Origin of the sequence: uncultured Cetobacterium sp., assembly GCF_945952365.1 — a bacterium.
Classification (GTDB): Bacteria; Fusobacteriota; Fusobacteriia; order Fusobacteriales; family Fusobacteriaceae; genus Cetobacterium_A.
The window spans coordinates 49704-70282 of sequence record NZ_CAMFHX010000007.1 but is presented as its reverse complement, the minus strand read 5'-3'; the positions used below and the strand labels follow the sequence as shown (position 1 = coordinate 70282).

The following is a 20579-nucleotide window of genomic DNA, read 5'->3' as shown; positions in this document are numbered from 1 at the left end:
AGGATTTATGAACAACATGCTAGAAATTTTTGGTCAATTCTGCTTTACAGAGGAAAAGTTGAAAAGTAGAATACCAGAATCGTATTTTAAAGAGTTTAAGAAAGTTCAAAACGGAGAAAAAGAGTTGTCTATTGAACTTGCAGACTCTATAGCTAATGCAGTTAAAAATTGGGCTACTGAAAATGGAGCAACACATTTTACACACTGGTTCCAACCACTAACAGAGTTAACAGCTGAAAAGCATGATTCATTTATTTCTATGTCTTCAGACGGTAGCTGTGTTTCACAGTTCTCAGGAAAAGAGCTTATAAAAGGAGAAGCTGATACATCATCATTCCCAAATGGAGGAGTAAGGTCAACTTTTGAAGCTAGAGGATATACTGCATGGGATTGTAAATCGCCAATGTTCTTAAGAGGAGAGGGATTATCTAAATCATTATATATTCCAACGGCATTCATAGGATATAATCAAATGGCATTAGATAAAAAAGTTCCGTTACTAAGATCGATTGATTTTATATCAGAACAAACATTAAGATTAAAAAGAATTTTAGATCCTAAATCAACTGTAACTTCAATTACGAATACATTAGGGTTAGAGCAAGAGTATTTTTTAATAGAGAAGAATTTCTGGGAAAAGCGTCAAGATTTAATGCTTTCTGGTAGAACAATATTTGGTTCGTTACCTCCAAAAGGTCAAGAGTTAAATGATCACTACTATGGAAGTATTAAAGAAAAAGTTGAAAAAGTAATGAATGAAATAGACGCAGAGCTATGGAAAATAGGAATTATGGCTAAAACAAAGCATAATGAGGTAGCTCCAAACCAGTTTGAGATAGCACTTATGTTTGCAACAGCAAATGTAGCAGTAGATCAAAATCAATTGACAATGGATATAATTAAGAAAGTTGCAGATAGACACAATTTAAGTGCTTTATTACACGAAAAGCCATTTAAAGGTGTAAACGGATCAGGAAAACATTGTAACTGGTCATTAGCAACAAATTTAGGTGAGAACCTATTAGATCCATCTTCTTTATCAAAAAATAATCTTCAGTTCTTAGTATTTTTAACAGCAGTATTAGAAGGTATTGATAGATATGCTGATGTTTTAAGAGCATCTTGTGCAACACCAGGAAATGATCACAGATTAGGAGGGCATGAAGCTCCACCAGCAATAATATCTGTTTTCATTGGAGATGAGTTAGATGAGATTTTAAAGAATATAGGAGAGATAGTTCCAACAAGTGATGTTAAAGAAAGTATGGAGTTTGGTGTTAAAAACTTTACAAAAATACCGAAAGATATCTCAGATAGAAATAGAACTTCTCCATTTGCATTTACAGGAAATAAATTTGAGTTTAGAATGCCAGGGTCGAGTGCATCAGCATCAACACCTACATTTATTATAAATACAATAATTGGAACAATTATAAAAGAGTATGCTGATTTATTGGAAACTAAAGATCCAAAAAATTTAAAGAAAGATATAATTGAATTAATTAAAGATAGATATGAGAAGCATAAAAGAATTGTTTTCAATGGAAATGGTTATGATGAAAGCTGGAAAGTTGAAGCTGAAAAAAGAGGATTAAAAAACTTAAGAAATACTTTAGAAGGATTGAAAGTATATAAGCAAGAAAATATAATTGAACTGTTTAAAAATGCTAAAGTTTTATCTCCTGAAGAGTTAGATGCTAGATATTCAGTTTATTGTGAGCGTTATATAAAGCAAGTGAATATTGAGGGAAGCTCGATGGTTAGAATTGCTAGAAATGAGATATATCCAGCTTTAATGGAATATGCTGGAAAGATATCAAATAGTATTATTGCCTTAAGAGAAGTTTTAGGAGATGATGAGTACTTATCTGCTGATAAAGCTCATTTAGTTAAGCTATTAGCTGGTAAGAATCGTCTAAAAGATTATTTAGCACAGCTAGAATCACAATTAGTTGTAGCTAATGAGATTGAAGGGTTATACGAGAAAGTTGAATATTTAAATAAAGAGATTATTCCTCTTTTAAGTTGCCTAAGAGATATAGTAGATCTTTTAGAGCATCAAGTTGAAAAGAAGGTTTGGCCAGTTCCAACTTATGAGGATATGTTATTTAGATTATAAGTAAAAAAAAGTCAGAGTTTTGAGGCTCTGACTTTTTTATATACATTTATAACTTTTTAACTATACTGAGCTCTTAAATTTTGTTTTTTAAGTACAAATTTTATGGCTTCAAGCGCTGCAATTGTTCCATCAGAAGTTGCTGTAGTTACTTGTCTAATCATTTTTGATCTAACATCTCCAGCAGCAAATATACCTTCGATAGAAGTATGCATAGCTTCATCTGTTATAAGATATCCGCTTTCATCTAGAGGTGCAATTTCTCCGTATAACTCTTTCAATGATTTAGTACCTAAGTATAAGAAAGCAAACTGAGTTTTACAATTGATTTTTTCTCCAGCTACTTCAGCGATAACCTCTTCTACAAACTCTTCACCTTTTATTTCTAAAAGTTTAGAAGAGTAATACATTTTGATTTTTTCGTTTGCTTTTAAAGTTTCCATAAGTGATTTGTCCTCTGATTCATCAGAATCCTCAGTTAAAAACATATGAATCTCTTTAGAGTATTTTGTTAAGAATAATGCTTCTTCAGCAATCTCTTTGCCCTTTCCAAAAAGTGAAACACTCATATTTCTAGTGAAAGCACCATCGCAAGTAGCACAGTAAGAAACTCCTTTACCTAAGTATTGCTCCTCACCAGGTAATTTTTTAGCACCATTTTTCGCCCAACCACTTGCAATAATAATAGTCTTAGCTGCAAAATTATCTTTATCAGTTTTAACTATTTTATTTTCACCAAGTAAATCAAAACCTAAAAATGTGGCGTCAACAAATTCTACATTAAATTTTAAAGTTTGTTCTTTCATTAAATTGTAGATATCTTTACCAGTAGGTGATCCTTGAATTCCTGGGTAGTTTTCAATTTTGTGAGCCATAAGAAGGCTTCCAACAGTTGGTTTTTCAATAACTAATACCGATAAATTTGATCTTCCAGCATAAAGTGCAGATGTTAAACCTGCAGGTCCAGCTCCAATAATAACAACGTCATAAATTTTATTTTCCATATTAAGTCCTCCTAAAACATTCCTTGGGATTTTAATACTCTTCTTTCCTCTCCTAAAAGTGTAGGTTCAGTATGGGCACTATACACTATAGTATCTTCTGGATAGTTCTCACAAATCTTTTTTAAACTTCTTTGTAGTTGTGATAGATTTCCAGTTGGTAGATCATATCTACCGTAGCTTCTTCTGAATAGTGTGTCGCCAGAGATCATAAAATTAGCTTCTTTGTTATAAAAACATTTCGAACCAATTGTATGACCAGGAGTATCAATAACTTCAAATCCAAAAATAGAATCTCCCTCTTGTAAAGGAGTAAAATCACCTGTATATATAAAGTCAAACCCTTGTATAGCATAAGATAGATTTAAAGAAGCGTCTGTTAGGAATTTTTCTTCCTCTTTTCCTATGAAAAGTTGTACCTCAGGAAAAATATTTTTAATTTCATTTATTCCACCGATATGGTCTCCGTGACCATGAGTTAAAATAACATTTTTTAAAGTTAAATTATGCTCTTTTATAAAAGAAACAATCCCTGCTAATCTAGTATCGCTACAATCAAAAAGAGAAGCCTCATTTTTATCATTCCAAACTAAATAACAGTTTGTCATATAGCTTCCTAAAGGAAAGGCTTTAATTTTCATTAAAATTACCTCCAAATATATTCTTTTTCCTAATTATACATTATTTTAGTATTTTTTTCTATGAAAATCTTTTTTATTAAAAAAGAGAGGAAAATCCTCTCTAAATTTATAAAAATGTTCTTAGTACTTTTTTTATCATTTCGATACGATCTTCAATTGATGAGATAACAAGATACTCAGATTCCTCGTGAGAGTTTCCACCGATTGGACCAATTCCATCTAAAACTCCAACTCCAAGAATTCCTAAGAAATTAGCATCAGATCCACCCCCAGTTTTTTCCCATTCCGCCTCAATTCCTAATTCTGCTTTAGCAGAATCAAATTTCTCTAAAAGAATTTTTGAAAGATTATTTAAAACAAGAGGAGGTCTATAACCAATCTCTTTTACTTCGATTTCAATTCCGTTCACATAAGGAGTTGATTTTAAAGTATCTAAGGTTTTAATAATATTCTCAAAATGTTTTATATCATGAGAACGACCTTCAAATTTTATAACAGCTTTATCAGGAACAGTATTAACTCCAAAGCCACCACTAATAACTCCAACGTTTATAGAGTTTCCAAGCTCTAAATTTTGGAGTTTTGAAATTTCTAAAACCCATCTTGAGGCTTCTATGATAGCATTGATTCCGTTTTGTGGTGCGATTCCAGCATGAGCCGCTTTGCCTTTGAAAGTAATCTCATATTTAACTAAACCTTTTCTTTCTGAAACCATATTACCATTTTTTCTAGCTGGTTCAAAAACTAACGCATATTTTGTTTTTTTACCCATTTCAGTAATTAAATCTCTAGAGATTAAAGAACTAATCTCTTCATCCGTATTTATAATAATACAGATATTTAATTTTGAATCTTTAAACTCTTTGGCAACTTCATACATAGAAAGTAATCCTGACTTCATATCATAAACACCAGGTCCAGTAGCAATATCTCCATCTATTTTAAATGGTCTTTTAGCTACAGTTCCCTCAGGGAAAACAGTGTCATTGTGTCCAATGAAAAGAAAATCAAAATTTTCGACATCTCTATTTTTTATAACAAGAACAGGATTATTTTTATTTAACTCGTGATACTCAACAATCCAATCACTATAAAGCTCTTCGAAAAACTTTGTTACAAATTTAAGTCCATCAGGTGTATTGCTTCCACAATCTACGTTAACTAAAGTTTCTAAATTTTTTAAATAGTTATTTAAATCCATATAATCCCCCATTTAATATAAGTTATCCAAATAAAATCATATTTGAAACTAATAAAACAACTAAACCAACAAGCATAGGTAAGAAAGTTCTTCTTACAACTAGGAAAGGTGAAACACCAGAGATACCACAAACAGCAACAATAACGGCAGTTATAGGAGAAACACTTCTAGCGATTCCAGATGCAAGTTGCATAGGCATAGCAATAACAACAGGATCTATATTTACAGACGCTGCAACAGTAGGAGCAAGAGCAGCAAAAGCGAAGAATGGAGCATTTCCAGATCCCATAATAACAGACGAAGCAGAGATAACTCCAGTCATAACAAGAATCATAGGTTGAACTCCAAGACCTGCATGTTTTGTCCATTCGATAATACTATCGATAACTCCAACTTTAGTAAGTCCATAAGCGAAGAATTGTCCTGCAACAATAAGAGTTATAACAGCAGAAAACTGTGATCCCATCGAATTAAAAACTATTTTTAAATCAGTGATTGTATTTTTAAAAGTACGTCTTCTTACTCCTTCAACAATCATACTAATAGTTATACTTAAAAGCATTGCAACTTCAACATTCATTTTTATACTACTTTTGAAAAGGGAGCTAAATCCTAAGATTATAACTAAAGGAATAATAGGAAATAATGCATAGAATCCAGGTGCTTCTTTTGAATCATCAGCTTTAGCTGTTTCTTTTTTTATTTCATTTTCATTGTAAGAGAGATTTTTATCTCCAATCTTTTGAACAAAATAGTGTGTTAAAGCTATAGCAGCGATAACAAAAATAGAAACAGGTAGTTGATATTTTACAAAGTAAAGAGCTGCATCAATATTTGCTGTTTTAGCTGCAAGAACTGAGTTTCCAGATGCAGGTCCTAAATCTAAGCAAGCAGTTGTTCCAATAACAGCGGTTGCTGAAAGTGGGCTAGCGCCAAGAGAAACTAAAATAGGATATACAGTTACCATAAGTAAAACTCCTAAACCAGAAGCACTTGGAATAAAGATATTTAAGATTTGTCCAAGTATGTAAGTTAAAGCTAAAACAAGATATGGAGAGTTAAGCTTTTTCATAGGCTTTGTTGTAATTTTAACAAGTGCCTTACTAGCTCCAATATGATCCATATACTTGGCAAATCCTCCAACAACCATAATAGTTAAACCTAAGCCAGCTGTTGTTTTAGAGAAAGTATCTTTTAAATATTGGAAAATATCTAAAAAATTAGAACCAAGAGAAGCTTTTTCACTTAACATAGGTGTACCGTTGAATAAAATTGCGGTACAAAGTAAAAGAAATCCTCCCACAAATAGGACTCCTTGAGGATAATATTTTTTAACTATAAAAAAACCAACAAAAAAGATAATAAAAAGTGTGATGAAAAAAATCATTGAGTAGTTTCCTCCTTAGAAATTTAATTTTATATTCTGAAATAAAAATAAAAACTGTATAAAAATAGTGTTTATAAAATTATTTAAGAACATTTTTCACTAATTATACATAGTTTGATCACTACTGTCAACAAATGAAAAATATATTTTATTAATGGTAACTATTAACCGTTTATTACTCGAGTTTTGGTTAAGTTTTCATAAAAACTAAAAAAAATAAAAAAAACAGTTGACGTGAATACTAGTGTAATATTATACTTTAAGTAAAAAGTGTTCTTTTAGTGAGATAATAGTCTAGTTTTCAGAACAGTAATTTTTGAAAAAATACTTTTAAAATGGAGGAATAAAATGAAGTATAGTTACTATCCAGGTTGTACCTTAAAAACTAAAGCAAAAGATTTAGAGAATTATGCTTTAGATGCAGCTGAAAAGCTAGGAATTTCAATGGAAGAGATTGAAAATTGGCAATGCTGTGGTGGGGTATATCCTCAGAGTGACGGAGAGGTAGCACATAAACTTTCATCAGTTAGAAGCTTAATTTCAGCAAGAGATAAAGGAGAAAAACTTTTGACTCTTTGTTCAGCTTGTCACAATGTTATAAAAAGAGTTAATAACGATATGAGAACAAAACCAAATGTTAGAAAAAAAGCAAATTTATACTTAGAGGTTGAGAATGAGTATGCTGGAGAAACGGAAGTTGTTCATTATTTAGAGATGTTAAAAAATGATGTTACTTTTGAAGAGTTGAAGAAAAAGGTGACAAATCCTTTAAATGAAAGAAAAATTGGAGCTTATTATGGTTGTTTATTGTTGAGACCACAAAAAGAGATGGCTTTTGATAATCCTGAAAATCCAAAAATAATGGAAGATTTTATAGAGGCTTTAGGTGCAAAGGCGATAAAATATCCTTATAGAACAGAGTGCTGTGGTGGGTATTTATCTGTAAATAATAAAGAACTAGCTGAGAATATGAGTGAAAAAATTCTAAAATCAGCAGAGTTAAATGGAATAGAGGAAATTATAACAGCTTGCCCTCTTTGTAAATATAACTTAGAGGAGAAAAGTTCTAAGATAAAAGTTACATATTTTACTGAGTTATTAGCAGAAGCTTTAGAAATTAAAGCAGAGGAGGAGTAATGTTTAAAGGAAAAATAAATCCTAAAAGAAACTCAGAAGTAGAAAAAGTACTTGAGTTAAGTAAAGAAAAAATAGATGACTGTATGCAGTGTGGAAAGTGTTCTGCGGGATGTCCAGCAAATGCAGGAATGGATGTTTTACCTCACCAAGTTATAAGATTTTTACAAATTGGAGATGTAGAGAAGTTAAGGGAATCTAAATCTATTTGGAACTGTGCAGCTTGTTTTACTTGTGAATCGAGATGTCCTAGAAATGTAAGTGTTTCAAAATTAATGGAAGCAGTTAGACAAACAGTTGTTAGAAAGCAAGGAGAGGATAGATTAACTCCTGAGTTTGTAGCAAAAATAATGCAAGATAGAAAAATGCCACAACAAGCAGTAGTAAGTGGATTCCGTAAATATACTAAGTAATTTTTTTAATTAAGGGAGGAAAATCAGTGCGTAGAGTAGGGGTGTTTGTTTGTTGGTGTGGAAGTAACATTGCTGGTACTGTAGATGTAGAAAAAGTAAGAGATGCAGTAAAAGATATGCCAGGAGTTGTACATTCAGTAGATTACCAATATATGTGCTCAGAGGTAGGGCAAAACTATTTAAAAGATGCAATAAAAGAGAAAAATTTAGATAGAATTGTTGTAGCGTCGTGTTCACCTAGAATGCATGAGGCAACATTTAGAAAAGCAGCTGAAACAGCGGGATTAAATCCGTATTTAGTTGAAATAGCAAATATAAGAGAACATTGTTCTTGGGTTCATAAAGATAAAGAGGTTGGAACAGAAAAAGCGATATCTTTAACAAAAGCAGCAATAGCTAAAGCGACATTAAATGAAGAGTTAGTAGCTGGAACAACTGCAGTTGAAAAAAGAGCTCTAGTTGTAGGAGGGGGAATTGCAGGTATTCAAGCAGCATTAGATATAGCTGATGCAGGATACTTAGTCGATATAGTTGAGCAAACACCAAGTATTGGTGGAAAAATGGCTCAAATAGATAAAACATTCCCAACGTTAGATTGTTCAGCTTGTATATTAACACCTAAAATGGTTGATGCAGCAGCTCATCCAAATATAACTTTGTATACTTATAGTGAGATTGAAAGTGTAAATGGATTTGTTGGAAACTTTAATGTTGCAATTAAAAAGAAGCCAAGATATGTAGATATGGATAAGTGTACAGGATGTGGAGTTTGTATAGAGAAATGTCCGTCGAAAAAAGGAAGAAGTGAATTTGAAGAGGGATTGGCGACGAGAACAGCAATATATACTCCTTTTGCTCAATCAGTTCCAAAGGTTCCAGTTATAGATAAAGAGCAATGCTTAAAGTTTAAAACAGGAAAGTGTGGAGTTTGTTCAATTGTGTGTGGAACAAAAGCTGTAAAGTTTGACCAAGAGGAAGAGATTGTAAATCAAAATTATGGAGCTATAGTTTTAGCAACAGGATTTGATCTTATAAAATTAGATAACTTTGGAGAGTATGCGTATGAGCATCCAGATGTAATAACAGGGTTAGAGTTTGAAAGATTGACAAATGCAGCAGGGCCAACAAAAGGAAAGTTTGTGAAACCATCAAATGGAGAAAGACCTAAGAAAGTTGTTTTTGTACAATGTGTGGGATCAAGAGATACAAGTGAGAGAGGAAAATCTTACTGTTCAAAGATCTGTTGTATGTATACAGCAAAACATGCAATGCTGATAAAAGATAAATATCCTGATACAGAAGTTTATGTATTCTATATAGATGTTCGTACACCAGGAAAAAACTTTGATGAGTTCCATAGAAGAGCAGTAGAAGAATATGGAGTTCACTACATAAAAGGAATGGTTGGAAAGGTTATTCCAGAAGGAGAAAAACTTATGGTTCAAGCTGTTGATTCTCTAGCAGGGGTTCCATTAGAGATAGATGCGGATATGGTAGTTCTATCATCGGCAACAGTAGCTAAGCCAGATGCAGTAGCATTGAAAAGAAAACTAAATATCAGTAGTGATTTAAATAATTTCTTTACAGAAGCCCATCCAAAATTAAAACCAGTTGAAACTGCTTCAGCAGGAATATATTTAGCAGGAGCTTGTCAAGGTCCAAAAGATATTCCAGAAACAGTAGCTCAAGCGAGTGCAGCAGCAGCAAAAACAATAATTCTTCTAAGTAAGAAAGAGTTAACTAATAATGCTTGTGTTTCAAGTGTAAATAAAAATATGTGTAGTGGATGTAAAGCTTGTTCTAAGATGTGTCCATATGATGCTATAAAAATAAAAATGGTAGATGTATATGATCATGGAAAAGTTATTAGAAAAGAGGTTGCTGAAGTAAATGAGGCACTTTGTCAAGGATGTGGAGGATGTACTGTTTCTTGCCGTCCAGGAGCTATAGATTTAAAAGGATTTACGAATAAACAGATAATGGCGGAGGTAGACGCAATATGTCTTTAGAGATAAATAAAAACGAAGAGTTCAAACCATTAATAGTTGCATTTTGTTGTAACTGGTGTAGTTATGCAGGAGCGGACTTAGCGGGAACAAGTAGACTAAATTATCCTGCAAATGTAAAGATAATTCGTGTTCCTTGCTCATGTAGAGTTAATCCTAACTTTGTACTTCGTGCATTTCAAAAAGGAGCAGATGGAGTTGTAATGGCAGGATGTCATCCAGGGGATTGTCATTACTCTACAGGAAACTATTATACAAGAAGACGTTTCTCGGTATTTACAAATCTTTTACAATTTATGGGAATAGAGAAAGAACGTTTTAAAGTTGATTGGATATCAGCAGCTGAAGCAAATAAGTTTTCTACAGTTATGAATGATATTTTAGAAAAAGTTCATACACTAGGACCTAATAGAAAGTTGAGGGATACGAGATGGGAAAGATAGAGATGATATTAAAAGCAAAAGAGGATTTTATATCAAAAAAAATTGATATGATAATTGGATGGAAAAAAGAGGATGATTCAATAGAGTCAATACCAGCATTTATAGATGAAGAGGCAGAACTAGATACACTGATTTTTGATGAATATTGTGTAAATAATTTAGCAAAATATTTAATAGAAGAGACTCATGGTGGAAAAAAAGTAGGAGTTTTCTTAAAAAAATGTGATAGAAAAGGTTTTGATCAAATTATAATAGATAATAGATTATCAAAAGAAAATGTAATAGTTTATGAAATCATCTGTGATGGAATGAAAGATTTTGTTACAGGAGAGATATTTAAAAAGTGTGAAACTTGTTTAGATGAAAATTTAGATAAATATGCTGAAGTAAAAGAGATTGAAAATATGAGTTACGATGAGAGATATGAGTATTGGATGGGAGAGTTATCAAAGTGTATTAGATGTAATGCTTGTAGAAATATCTGTCCTGCTTGTAACTGTGAAACTTGTGTTTTTGAAAATAAAGATGAGGACGTTTTAGGAAAAGCAAACAATGAAAGTGAAACAGGGTTCTATCAGATTATAAGAGCTTATCACGTAGCTGGGCGTTGCTCGGATTGTGGAGAGTGTGAAAGAATTTGTCCTGTAGGAATTCCTTTAGGAAAAATAAATAGAAAGATTATAAAAGATTTAGAGGAGCTTTATGGAGCTGAAGAGGATAGTCTTTCAAACTTTGATATAGAGGATAAAGATAGTTTTTCAGATAAAAAAGGAGGGAAGTAATGAAAAAATTATTTAAAAATAATTTAGATAATCTTTGGAAAAAAATAGATGAAGAGTATAATCTATTCCTTCCTAAAATGGATAAAGGAACTTTAAAGTTTAAAAATTTTCATGAAGATGGAGAGATAGATTTAAAAACTTTAAAAACAGCAGTTCCTTTAAAAAACTTTGTATTTCCTCAAAGTGAAACTTATTTGAAATTTAAAACAGAGAATAAAAAGATAAAATTCAATGTTGAAAGTGTATCAGAGGATAGATATGTAATTTTTGGAGCAAGACCTTGTGATATAAAATCATTAGAAATTTTAGATAATATATTTTTAAGAGAACCAGTAGATACTTATTATAAGGCTCATAGAGATAGAGGTATTGTTATATCTTTAGCTTGTAACAACATCGAAAGTAGTTGTTTTTGCGAAGTTTTTGGAGTAGAGCCAGCAGGAGTTTTAAAATCTACAGATGTAGCCCTAGTTGATTGTGGGGATTTCTATTATTGGAATGAAGTTAGTGAAAATGGTAAGAGATTAACTGAGTTACTTAAAGATATTTTAGTAGATGTAAAATTAGAAGATGAAATTTTATATAATGAAGCAAAAGAGAGAATTACAAAAATATCTGCAGAAAATACTTTAAATAATTTAGAAATTGATAAAATTGGAGATTTAAAAGAGGTATTTGAAAATGAAAAAGTTTGGAAAGATTTAGCAAGAAGATGTTTAGCTTGTGGGTCTTGTACTTATGTTTGTCCAACTTGCCATTGTTATGATGTAAAAGATTATGCTGGAAATAATGGTGGAGAGAGATTTAGATGTTGGGATTCGTGTATGTATTCAGATTTTACACTGATGGCTCATGGAAATCCTAGAACAACTCAGATGCAAAGAGTAAGACAAAGATTTATGCATAAGTTAGTTTATTATCCAGCTAATCATGATGGGGTATACTCATGTGTTGGATGTGGAAGATGTATAGAGAAATGTCCTGTACATTTAGATATAGTGAAAGTAATAAAAAAATTGGTGGTGAATAAATAATGGCTTGTACATGTCATGAGAAGGATCCTTTGGTTCCACAGTTAGCAAAGTTAGAGTTTGTAAGAAGAGATACTCCAGATGTAACAACATTTAGAATAGTATCAGAGGATGGTAAAGCACCATTTGAATTTATGCCAGGACAATGTGCTATGATATCTGTTCCTCCATTGGGAGAAGCTATATTTTCAATAACTTCATCACCAACGGAAGAGGGATACATAGAGTGTAGTATAAAAAAATGTGGAGTAGTAACAGACTACTTACATACATTAGAAGCTGGAGATGAAATAGGAATAAGAGGACCTTATGGAAATAATTTCCCAGTAGAACTTTTAAAAGGAAAGGACCTTTTATTTATTGGTGGAGGAATCGGATTAGCTCCTTTAAGATCGGTTATAAACTATGTTATGGATAAAAGAGATGAGTTTGGAAAAGTTGATATAGTTTACGGAGCAAGGACTCCAGAAGATTTAGTTCATCCAAAAGATATATTTGAAGTTTGGCCTAATTCAAAAGATACAGATGTACATTTAACAGTAGATAGAGAAGCTGAAAACTGGAATGGTCATGTTGGGTTTGTACCTAGTTATATAAAAGAACTTGGATTTGATACAAACAAAGTTGCTCTAGTTTGTGGACCACCAATTATGATTAAATATGTTCTTCAAGGATTGGAAGAGATTGGCTTTAAAAAAGAGCAGGTTTATACAACTTTAGAGTTAAAAATGAAGTGTGGTTTTGGAAAATGTGGTCGTTGCAATATAGGGGATAAATATGTTTGTAAAGATGGACCTGTATTCAGATGTGACGAGATAACAGAACTTCCAGATGAATATTAATACTTTGCTAGGAGGAATAAAAAAGTGACAGATAAAAAAATGGTAGATATATATATATTAGGTAAGAGATACTCTGTTCCTAATACATTAACAATAATGGAATCTATGGAGTATGCTGGATACCAACTGAAAAGAGGGTGTGGATGTAGATCAGGATTCTGTGGAGCATGTGCAACTGTTTATAGAGTAAAGGGAAACAAAGAGATGAAAGTTGTTTTAGCTTGCCAAAGTAAGGTTGAAGATGATATGTACTTAACTCAGATTCCATTTTTCCCAGGGGATAAGGGAAGTTATGATATAAATGAGTTAGATGCAACAGCAGATTCGATAGCGAAATATTACCCAGAGATATATAAGTGTATAGGATGTAACTCTTGTACAAAAGGATGCTCTCAAAGCTTAGAGGTAATGCAGTATATTGGATACGCTCAAAGAGGAGAGTTAGAGAAGTGTGCTCACGCATCATTTGATTGTGTATCTTGTGGAATTTGTGCAACAAGATGTCCAGCTGGAATAACTCACTATAATGTAGGACTGCTAGCTCGTAGATTGACAGGAAAATATATTGCAGCTGAAACAACTCACTTAAATGATAGAGTAAAAGAGATTGAAGCTGGAGAGCATAATTTAGCTTTAGAAGAGTTAATGAAAAAGGATATATCAGAATTAAAAGATCTATATAATAATAGAGACATAACAAAATAGAGAGTTGGAGGAGTGGTTATGTATACACCAGAGATGAGGGAGCTAATAAAAAAAGTTGAAGCGACACGTGCTGAAAGAATAGCTCAAGGGGATTACCCAAGAATGACAGCGGATGAGAAAACAGAGGTTTTAAGAGAGAATCATCCGGATTATATAGAATCTGGATTTATTCAAATAAAAGTAGGAAAAAATAAAGGAGAGAAAGTACCTAACGAGTTAGGAGCTTTACTTCATGGAAAAAGTAGATTAGAAAATATAGAGATAGATTTAAATAAAGTTGATTATGAAGCTGATGTTTTAATCATAGGAGGGGGAGGAGCTGGAGCTGCTGCTGCCTTAGAAGCACACAAAGCTGGAGCAAAAGTAATAATCACAACAAAATTACGTTTTGGTGATGCTAATACGATGATGGCAGAGGGTGGAATTCAAGCAGCAGATAAACCTGATGATTCACCAGCAAAGCACTATTTAGACGTTATGGGTGGAGGTCACTATTCAAATGTTCCAGAGTTAGCAGCAGCTTTAGTAAAAGATGCTCCTTTAGCTATAAAATGGTTAGATGATTTAGGAGTTATGTTTGATAAAGAGATTGATGGAACTATGGTTACAACTCATGGTGGAGGAACATCAAGAAAAAGAATGCATGCAGCAGCAGATTATTCTGGAGCTGAAATAATGCGTGTTCTTAGAGATGAGGTTCAAAACAAAGAGATTGAAGTGTTAGAGTTCTCACCAGCAGTAGAACTAATTTTAGATACAGATGGAAAAGTTGCAGGAGCAGTTTTATACAATATAGAAACTGAAGAGTACCATGTGGCAAAAGCTAAAACAGTTATCTTAGCAACAGGTGGAGCAGGAAGACTTCATTATCAAGGATTCCCAACATCGAATCACTATGGAGCAACAGCTGATGGATTAGTTTTAGGTTATAGAGCTGGAGCTAGATTAGCATTTGCTGATACAATTCAGTATCATCCAACAGGAGTTGCATTCCCAGCACAAATATTTGGGGCACTAGTAACAGAGAAAGTTCGTAGTTTAGGAGCTACACCTTTAAATATTGATGGAGAACAGTTTGTATATCATTTAGAAACAAGAGATGTTGAAGCATCAGCTATCATTAGAGAGTGTAACAAAGTTGGAAAAGGAATAGAAGCTCCAAATGGAGTAAAAGGTGTTTGGTTAGATACACCATTAATAGAGATTTTAAATGGACCTGGAACTATAGAGAAAAGAGTTCCTGCAATGATGAGAATGTATCAGAAGTTTGGAATCGATATGAGAAAAGAACCAATTTTAATCTATCCAACTTTACATTATCAAAATGGAGGGTTATTAATTAAAGAGGATGGATCAACAGAGATTGAAAATCTTTATGTAGCGGGAGAAGCAGCAGGAGGAATTCATGGTAGAAATAGACTTATGGGTAACTCACTTTTAGATATAATCGTATTTGGAAGAAGAGCTGGAGCATCTGCAGGAGAAGTTTCTAAGAGTATAGAATTAAAAGAGTTAACATTAAGTCATGTGAATTCATACCATGAGATGTTGAAATCTGAAAATTTAGAAGAGGCTAAGGCATCACCGATGTTATTACCTCATTATACACATAGAGGGAAGTAGACATGGGAAAAGAATACGATGAAACCTTAAATAAGAGTTTGAGAATATCTGTTTCAGTTTTCTGGTGTGTTTTTTTACTAAAAGTTTTATTGAATGCAAATCCATTTTATGCTGCTATAGCAGCAGTATCTTGCTTGCAAGGAACTGTTAAAGATTCTGTAAAAGTAGGTATAGAAAGAGTAATTGGAACAATGTTTGGAGGGCTAATGGGACTATTAGCCATCTATTTTATAACTACAGAAGCAAGTGACTTTAAAGGAAGCATTATTATGGCTCTTTCGATGGTTATAATTATATTTGGATGTACTTATGTATTAAAGAAACCATCGTCTAATACAATAGCTTGTATTGTTTTCTTAGGAATAGCAACAAATATGGAGGGGCGTGATCCTTACTTTTGGGCTGGGAAAAGAATTTTAACAACAATAGTTGGAGTTATAATAGCTTTAACTTGTAACTGGATATTAAATGGAGAGTACAAGTATTTAGAGAGATATAAAGATAGGTATAAAAAAAGTAGGATGTAAATCCTACTTTTTCTATTATTAAAATAGTTATTTATTTTTTTACAAGACCAATTCCATCTCCAAATGGAAGAAGAACGAAATCATGATTTTGAGAAAGATAAGTTATAAACTCATCAAGTCTTCTAACTATAGTTTTAAATCTTTTTGGATACTCTTTATACAGATATCCTCTGAACATGATGTTATCAATAAAAATCATACCATTTTCAGTAAGTCTTTCAAATGAGTCGTTGAAAAATTCCATATAGTGACCTTTTGAAGCATCAATAAAGATAAAATCAAATTTTTCATTTAATTTTTTAACCTCTTCAGTTCCGTCTCCTAAAATAAGATTAATAGAATCTAAAAGGTCTCCTTTTTTGAAATTTTCTAAAGCTTGATTGTATCTTACTTCATCAATTTCAATAGTAGTCAATTTACCACCATTTTTTTTAGCAACTCTTCCCATTATAGTTCCAGAGTATCCAATTGCAGTTCCAATCTCAAGTATATTTTTAAAATTGTGACTAGAAACTAAAAAATCTAGATACTTAGCAACTTCCTTTGTAACGATAGGCACGTTGTGCTCTAAAGCAAAAGCCTCCATCTCTAAAATTAAAGAGTCTGTTTCCTCTATTTTACTAACAACATAGCCGTTAGCTTCTTTTAATTCATCTAACATTATTCAAAATCCTTTCTTAGTTTAATAATATAGAAATTATCTAAAATTTCTTCTGTATAATCAATTAAAAATCCACCTATTTTATCAAAGTGTCCATTTACATTTTCAGGCATCTCAAATTTTTGAACTGAGAAGTTTTTGTGGTTGTTTAAAAACTTTTCAACATTATCACTGTTTTCTTCTGAGAATATAGTACAAGTACTGTAAACTAAATCTCCACCAACTTTTAATGTAGTTGCAGCAGATTCTAAAATCTCATATTGTAATCCAGCTAACTCGTTAACATTAGCCATGTTTTTATTGTAAAGAGCTTCGGGTTTCTTTCTTAAAACTCCGTATCCACTACAAGGAGCATCTACAAGAATTTTATCAAACTTTTGTCCTTGTTCTTTAAGTTTTCTAGCATCTAACTTGATAGCTTTAACATTTGTAAGACCTAATTTTTTTAGATTTTCTTCAATAATTTTTATTTTATGTTGATGGATATCTAAAGCATAAATCTCTCCAGTATTATTCATAAGCTCACCAAGAACAGCAGTTTTACTTCCAGGTGCACTACAAGTATCAACAACTTTTTCTCCAGCTATTGGATTTAAAATTTTAGCAGCAAGATAAGATGAACCATCTTGAGCTATAATTTTCCCATCTTTAAATTCATCAGTATGTAAAACAATACCTGAATCAATATAATATATAGTATCCACTTTTTTGATTATATCAATTTTTAAAGTTTTTAAAAGAGTTTCAAACTCCTCTTCAGAATATTTCAGAGTATTTACTCTAATACTCATATAAGGTACTTTTTTTAGTGAAATTAGAACTTGTTCTGTATTTTCTTTATACTCTTTTTTTATTTTATCATAGAACCATTTTGGATAAGAGTATAAAAGGTCTAATCTATCCTCTTCTTTAAGCTTTTGAATCTCTTCATCTTTTTCTCTTAAATAACTTCTGATAACTCCATTAACAAACTTACTAACAGGAACTCCAAATTTTTTCTTAGTTAATTCAGTTGCTTCCCAAGCTACTCCTTTATCATCACTTTCCATAAAAGTAGCTTGATAAATAGAAATCTTTAAAAGATTTTTAATCCAATTTTTTTTAACTGCTTTAGTTCTTTTTTCTAATTGATAGTTTAAATAGATGTCGTTTCTAATAACACCGTAAAAAACTTCGGTGATAAATCCACGTTCACCTTTACTTAAATTATTTTTTGAAAAATATTCATTTAAAAGAATGTTAGAATATTTTCCTTTTTCAAATTCACTTAATAACTCAATAACTCTTTGTTTTATATTCAATATAATCTCTCCTAACTATATAACTTTATATAACTCATCACTTTCAGGTGAAGAAATGTTTATTCTTTCACCATTTTTTATTAAAACCTTCTCGTTAGAATTTGTAAATACTCCAATATCAAAAGCTTCAACACCATTTTTTTTCAATTCATTAATTAATAATTCTGAATTTTCATTACCAACAACCATAAGCATAGTCCCACTTGAAATAAGCTTTAGAGGATCTATTTTAAAGTATTTACAAATCTCTTTTGTGCATTGATGAATAAATATTTTATCGTATGAAATCTCTAAACCTAGATTATAGAAGCAACTTGATTCCCAAAGAGCACCTAAAAGTCCACCTTCTGTTACATCGTGCATACCTTTAGCAAACTTATTAGCGATAACTCCATCTTTAACAACACTAGTAAAATCTAAAAGATTTTTTGCAAATTGGATAGTTTCTTTTGGAAAAATATCTAAAAGTTCAATCTCTTTTTCAAAAGCAATAATACCAGTTCCTTCAATTCCAACTCCTTTAGTAATGATTAACCTATCTCCAGCAACAATTGTTTCTCTTTTTTTGAAGTCAGATTTTTTTCCTATTCCAATAGATGTAGCAGATATGATTGTTTTATTGACTGCTGCTGTTATCTCTGTGTGTCCTCCAATAATAGAAACACCAAGTTTGTCAGCTTCCTCTTGGGCTTCTTTCATAATCAAAGCAATCTCTTCTTTTTGAGTGTGTGGAGGAGCTAAGATAGTAAGCATGATACCAGTTGGAGAAACGCCTTCTGTAGCAATATCGTTACAGTTGATATTGATTGCAAGTTTTCCAAGTCCAGTGCTAGTTCCAGTTATAGGATCTGTAGATAGATAAACAACTTCATCTCCAACTTCAATAGCTGCACAGTCACTTCCAACTTCACCAGCAGAAAGAATTCTTTCGTTACTATTTTTTATATTTTTAAAAATTAAATCATTTAAATCTGAAATAGTAAGTTTACCAATTTTCATATTTATCCCTCACATGCAGTAGAATTTTAATATATTATACTATATTTTACAAAAATAAAAAACCCTTACTTGTATTTAAGTAAGGGTCAAATTTGTTTAGAATAAACCTGTGATAGTACCGTTCTCATCAATATCGATAAGTTCAGCTGCTGGAACTTTAGGAAGCCCAGGCATATCAATGATACCCCCCGCCATAGCAATAATAAATCCAGCTCCTGCAGCGAGTTTAATTGTATCAATTTCAACAGTGAAATCAGTTGGTCTTCCAAGTAGATTTGCTTTGTCAGAGATTGATTTTTGAGTTTTTGACATACAGATAGGAAGATTTCCATACCCTAGCTCTTCAAGTTGCTTAATAGTTTTATTAGCAGCTGCAGAGAAAGAAACTCCGTTAGCTCCATAAATCTCTGTACAAATTTTAGAAATTTTATCTTTAATAGGTAACTCTAAATCGTAAAGAGGCTTATAGTTAGCAGTGTTTTCTTCAATTTTTTGAAGAACTAATTTAGCTAATTCCTCTCCACCTTCTCCACCTTTAGCCCATACTTCACATAGAGCTACAGGTGCGTCTTGAGAGTTGCAATGAGCTTTAATTAATTCAACTTCATTATCTGTATCAGTTACAAATTTATTTATAGCAACAACAACAGGAAGGTTAAATTTTTTCATATTTTCGATATGCTTATCAAGGTTAGCTAAACCTAACTTTAAAGCATCTAAGTTTTCTTCATTTAAAACTTTTGCTCCACCGTGATGTTTAAGAGCTCTAACAGTAGCAACAATAACAACACAGTTAGGGTTTAAATCTCCCTTTCTACATTTTATATCTAAGAACTTTTCAGCACCTAAATCAGCAGCAAATCCAGCTTCAGTTACAGCAACATCAGAAAGTTTTAAAGCTAACTTTGTAGCTAAAAGAGAGTTACATCCGTGGGCAATATTTGCAAATGGTCCTCCGTGGATAATAACAGGAGTGTTTTCTAAAGTTTGAACTAAGTTTGGTTTTATAGCTTCTTTTAAAAGAGCAGTAACCGCCCCAGAAATTTTTAAATCATTTATAGTTAAAGGTTTATCACTATAATCATAACCAAATACAATTTTTCCAATGTTTTCTTTAAGCTCTTTTAAAGAGTTTGAAAGACAAAGAGTTGCCATGATTTCAGATGCTACAGTTATTTGGAAAGAATCCTGTCTAGGATATCCATTTAATTTTCCACCAAGACCAATAACAATATTTCTTAAGTTTCTATCATTCATATCAACTACTCTTTTCCAAGTGATTTTAGTGTTGTCGATATTTAAAAGATTTCCTTGAGTGATATGGTTATCAATACATGCAGAAACAAGATTGTGAGCAACACCAATTGCGTGGAAATCACCAGTAAAGTGAAGATTGATATCTTCCATAGGGATAACTTGAGAGAATCCTCCACCAGTAGCGCCACCTTTCATTCCAAAAACAGGACCTAAAGATGGTTCTCTAAGAGCTGCAACAGATGATACACCGATTTTATTTAAAGCTTGAGTTAGACCAACAGTAACAGTAGATTTTCCTTCTCCTGCAGGTGTAGGTGTAATAGCAGTAACAAGAACTAATTTTCCATCTTTTTTAGTAGATAATTCATCTAATAGAGAAAGATTAAGTTTAGCTTTGTACTTTCCATAAGTATCATAATAATCCTCGTTAATGTTTAGCTTAGAAGCAATATCAGAAATTTTTAATAAGTTTGCTTCTTGTGCAATTTGTATATCAGTTTTCATAGCCC

The 20579-nt window shown here is 32.0% G+C and carries 19 protein-coding genes; 11 read left to right on the top strand and 8 right to left on the bottom strand.

The window, feature by feature from the left end; translation table 11 throughout:
- The first annotated feature begins 7 nt into the window (after positions 1-7).
- Entirely contained in the window at positions 8-2119 is a 2112-nt protein-coding gene (locus Q0O83_RS03755; protein ID WP_294094288.1) for a glutamine synthetase III, read from the top strand.
- A gap of 56 nt (positions 2120-2175) precedes the next feature.
- On the opposite strand, the gene Q0O83_RS03750 is transcribed toward Q0O83_RS03755, so the two are convergent.
- The 4 genes from Q0O83_RS03750 to dcuC form a co-directional block, all read right to left on the bottom strand.
- On the bottom strand, positions 2176-3120 hold the full coding sequence (locus Q0O83_RS03750) for an NAD(P)/FAD-dependent oxidoreductase (protein ID WP_294094286.1): 945 nt from the start codon (positions 3118-3120) through the stop codon (positions 2176-2178).
- 11 nt (positions 3121-3131) lie between these two features.
- Positions 3132-3758, bottom strand: a complete 627-nt coding sequence (locus Q0O83_RS03745; RefSeq protein WP_294094284.1) for an MBL fold metallo-hydrolase — start codon at positions 3756-3758, stop codon at positions 3132-3134.
- A 106-nt stretch (positions 3759-3864) separates the two neighbouring features.
- On the bottom strand, positions 3865-4959 hold the full coding sequence (locus Q0O83_RS03740) for a M20 family metallopeptidase (protein ID WP_294094283.1): 1095 nt from the start codon (positions 4957-4959) through the stop codon (positions 3865-3867).
- Positions 4960-4981: 22 nt separating this feature from the next.
- Positions 4982-6346: a C4-dicarboxylate transporter DcuC gene (dcuC, locus tag Q0O83_RS03735; protein WP_294094281.1), complete on the bottom strand. Its 1365-nt coding sequence runs from the start codon at positions 6344-6346 to the stop codon at positions 4982-4984.
- 348 nt (positions 6347-6694) lie between these two features.
- On the opposite strand from dcuC, the gene Q0O83_RS03730 reads away from it, so the two are divergent.
- From Q0O83_RS03730 to Q0O83_RS03685, 10 genes are read left to right on the top strand one after another with little or no spacing between them, the layout of a single operon-like run.
- The gene (locus tag Q0O83_RS03730; RefSeq protein ID WP_294094279.1) at positions 6695-7483 is read left to right on the top strand and encodes a CoB--CoM heterodisulfide reductase iron-sulfur subunit B family protein; all 789 of its coding nucleotides are present in this window, start codon (positions 6695-6697) and stop codon (positions 7481-7483) included.
- A complete protein-coding gene (locus Q0O83_RS03725; RefSeq protein WP_052193900.1) occupies positions 7483-7893 on the top strand; it encodes a 4Fe-4S dicluster domain-containing protein in 411 nt (136 codons plus the stop codon). The genes Q0O83_RS03730 and Q0O83_RS03725 overlap by 1 nt, the downstream gene beginning before the upstream one ends.
- 26 nt (positions 7894-7919) lie before the next feature.
- The gene (locus Q0O83_RS03720; protein ID WP_294094277.1) at positions 7920-9902 is read left to right on the top strand and encodes a CoB--CoM heterodisulfide reductase iron-sulfur subunit A family protein; all 1983 of its coding nucleotides are present in this window, start codon (positions 7920-7922) and stop codon (positions 9900-9902) included.
- Positions 9893-10342 (top strand): hydrogenase iron-sulfur subunit, encoded by a 450-nt coding sequence (locus Q0O83_RS03715; RefSeq protein ID WP_047381523.1) that lies wholly within the window; start codon positions 9893-9895, stop codon positions 10340-10342. Before Q0O83_RS03720 ends, Q0O83_RS03715 begins: the two co-directional genes overlap by 10 nt.
- Positions 10330-11124: a 4Fe-4S dicluster domain-containing protein gene (locus Q0O83_RS03710; RefSeq protein ID WP_294094275.1), complete on the top strand. Its 795-nt coding sequence runs from the start codon at positions 10330-10332 to the stop codon at positions 11122-11124. Before Q0O83_RS03715 ends, Q0O83_RS03710 begins: the two co-directional genes overlap by 13 nt.
- Positions 11124-12158, top strand: a complete 1035-nt coding sequence (locus tag Q0O83_RS03705) for a 4Fe-4S dicluster domain-containing protein (RefSeq protein ID WP_294094274.1) — start codon at positions 11124-11126, stop codon at positions 12156-12158. Before Q0O83_RS03710 ends, Q0O83_RS03705 begins: the two co-directional genes overlap by 1 nt.
- Positions 12158-12997: an FAD/NAD(P)-binding protein gene (locus Q0O83_RS03700; RefSeq protein WP_294094273.1), complete on the top strand. Its 840-nt coding sequence runs from the start codon at positions 12158-12160 to the stop codon at positions 12995-12997. The genes Q0O83_RS03705 and Q0O83_RS03700 overlap by 1 nt, the downstream gene beginning before the upstream one ends.
- A gap of 24 nt (positions 12998-13021) precedes the next feature.
- Positions 13022-13702, top strand: a complete 681-nt coding sequence (locus Q0O83_RS03695) for a 4Fe-4S dicluster domain-containing protein (protein ID WP_047381517.1) — start codon at positions 13022-13024, stop codon at positions 13700-13702.
- Positions 13703-13720: 18 nt separating this feature from the next.
- Complete coding sequence (locus Q0O83_RS03690; RefSeq protein WP_294094271.1) at positions 13721-15325, top strand: FAD-dependent oxidoreductase; 1605 nt, start codon at positions 13721-13723, stop codon at positions 15323-15325.
- A 2-nt stretch (positions 15326-15327) separates the two neighbouring features.
- The gene (locus tag Q0O83_RS03685; RefSeq protein ID WP_294094269.1) at positions 15328-15852 is read left to right on the top strand and encodes an FUSC family protein; all 525 of its coding nucleotides are present in this window, start codon (positions 15328-15330) and stop codon (positions 15850-15852) included.
- Between the two features lie 31 nt (positions 15853-15883).
- Here the strand turns inward: Q0O83_RS03685 and Q0O83_RS03680 are convergent, their stop codons facing one another.
- The 4 genes from Q0O83_RS03680 to Q0O83_RS03665 all read right to left on the bottom strand — a co-directional run bounded on the left by Q0O83_RS03680 (position 15884) and on the right by Q0O83_RS03665 (position 20574).
- Entirely contained in the window at positions 15884-16513 is a 630-nt protein-coding gene (locus Q0O83_RS03680) for an O-methyltransferase (RefSeq protein WP_294094267.1), read from the bottom strand.
- Complete coding sequence (rsmB, locus tag Q0O83_RS03675; protein ID WP_294094265.1) at positions 16513-17814, bottom strand: 16S rRNA (cytosine(967)-C(5))-methyltransferase RsmB; 1302 nt, start codon at positions 17812-17814, stop codon at positions 16513-16515. Before rsmB ends, Q0O83_RS03680 begins: the two co-directional genes overlap by 1 nt.
- 15 nt (positions 17815-17829) lie before the next feature.
- On the bottom strand, positions 17830-18813 hold the full coding sequence (locus Q0O83_RS03670) for an AIR synthase family protein (protein WP_294094263.1): 984 nt from the start codon (positions 18811-18813) through the stop codon (positions 17830-17832).
- A 96-nt stretch (positions 18814-18909) separates the two neighbouring features.
- Positions 18910-20574 carry a formate--tetrahydrofolate ligase gene (locus tag Q0O83_RS03665; RefSeq protein WP_294094262.1) on the bottom strand — a complete coding sequence of 555 codons (1665 nt, stop codon included), beginning with the start codon at positions 20572-20574 and terminating at the stop codon, positions 18910-18912.
- Positions 20575-20579: the final 5 nt, after the last annotated feature.